Here is a 1,682-nt window from a genome sequence, read left to right as displayed (position 1 = left end):
CTCCCCAGGCCTGTCGGCCTCCGGGTCCCCGGGAGCGGCGCTCCTCAGACCCGGGCCGCCTCCCTCGGGGCGCCCCGGCGGACCTCCTCCCCCGCGTCCGCGCGGTCCAGCTCCAGGCACAGCGCCAGCCTCAGCGCGAAGTCCTCAGGACGCGTCGCCCCCAACACCTCCAGCACGCACGCGAGCTCCTCCGCGGTCATCTCGTTCAACGGCTTCACGATCGTCCCCCTCCTCGGTCTTTCATAAGAATGACGAGGTCACCGGGCATCCATGACGCGGTTGCGGAAAAGATGTCGGGAGGATGGAGCCCGGACGGTAACCTGCAAGACGTGATCGACCTTCGCGCTCTTCGAGAAGACCCCGAACGACTCCGCGCCTCGCAGCGGGCACGGGGGGAGGACCCCTCCGTCGCCGACCGCCTGCTCGGGCTCGACGCCGACCGCCGTTCCGCGCTGTCCCGGTTCGAGACCCTGCGCGCCGAGCAGAAGAGCGTGGGCAGGTCCGTCTCCAAGGCCTCCCCGGAGGAGCGCGAGGAACTCCTGACCCGCGCCAAGGCGCTGGCCGCCGAGGTCAAGGAGGCCGAGGCCGAGGCCGGCCGCCTCGCCGACGAGCTGGACGCCCTCCTGTCCGGCGTGCCCAACCTCGTGGAGGAGGGCGCGCCCGAGGGCGGCGTGGACGACTTCAGGATTCTGGAGACCGTCGGCACCCCGCGCTCGTTCGACTTCACCCCGCGCGACCACCTGGAGCTGGGCGAGATGCTCGGCGCCATCGACATGGAGCGGGGCGCCAAGGTCTCCGGGGCCCGGTTCTACTTCCTCACCGGCGTGGGCGCCCAGCTGGAGCTGGCGCTGCTCAACATGGCCATGAACCAGGCCGTCCAGGCGGGCTTCACGCCGATGATCCCGCCGGTGCTGGTGCGGCCCGAGACCATGGAGGGCACCGGTTTCCTCGGCGCGCACGCCGACGAGGTCTACCACCTGCCCGCCGACGACCTCTACCTCGTGGGCACCTCCGAGGTGCCGCTGGCCGGGTACCACTCGGGGGAGATCCTGCCCGCCGACGCCCTGCCCAACCGCTACATCGGCTGGTCGCCGTGCTTCCGCCGCGAGGCGGGCTCCTACGGCAAGGACACCCGCGGCATCATCCGCGTCCACCAGTTCAACAAGGTGGAGATGTTCGTCTACACCCACCCCGACCAGGCGCACGAGGAGCACAAGAGGCTGCTCGCCTGGGAGCGGGAGATGCTGGACAAGCTGGAGCTGCCCTACCGCGTGGTGGACATCGCCGGCGGCGACCTGGGCACCAGCGCCGCCCGCAAGTACGACTGCGAGGCGTGGGTCCCCACCCAGGAGACCTACCGGGAGCTGACCTCCACCTCCAACTGCACCGAGTTCCAGGCCCGCCGCCTCAACGTGCGGTTCCGGGACGAGGACGGCAAGCCCCGCTTCGCCGCCACCCTGAACGGCACGCTGGCCACCACCCGCTGGATCGTCGCCATCCTGGAGAACCACCAGCGCGAGGACGGCTCCGTGGTGGTCCCCGAGGCGCTGCGCCCCTACCTGGGCCGCGACGTCCTGGAGCCGATCGCCAAGGGCAGGTAGGCGCCCGGCCCCCGGTATCCGGACACCCGGGACCGGCGGCCCCGGCACCGGACACGCGAGGAGCCCGCCCCCGGCCGGGGG

General features: G+C 71.8%; 2 protein-coding genes. One reads left to right on the top strand and one right to left on the bottom strand.

Annotation, left to right across the window (positions count from 1 at the left end):
* Positions 1–44: 44 nt before the first annotated feature.
* Positions 45–218 carry a hypothetical protein gene (locus tag DQW06_RS21610; protein WP_013156258.1) on the bottom strand — a complete coding sequence of 58 codons (174 nt, stop codon included), beginning with the start codon at positions 216–218 and terminating at the stop codon, positions 45–47.
* Between the two features lie 111 nt (positions 219–329).
* Between DQW06_RS21610 and serS the strand changes: the two genes are divergently transcribed.
* Positions 330–1,601, top strand: coding sequence for a serine--tRNA ligase (gene serS, locus DQW06_RS21605; RefSeq protein WP_041553429.1), 1,272 nt, complete (start codon positions 330–332; stop codon positions 1,599–1,601).
* Positions 1,602–1,682: the final 81 nt, after the last annotated feature.

Source organism: Nocardiopsis sp. TNDT3 (genome assembly GCF_003427465.1).
In the GTDB taxonomy this organism is placed as follows: domain Bacteria; phylum Actinomycetota; class Actinomycetes; order Streptosporangiales; family Streptosporangiaceae; genus Nocardiopsis; species Nocardiopsis dassonvillei.
The sequence above is the reverse complement of the archived record's forward strand: the minus strand, read 5'-3'. Positions and strand labels throughout refer to the sequence as shown.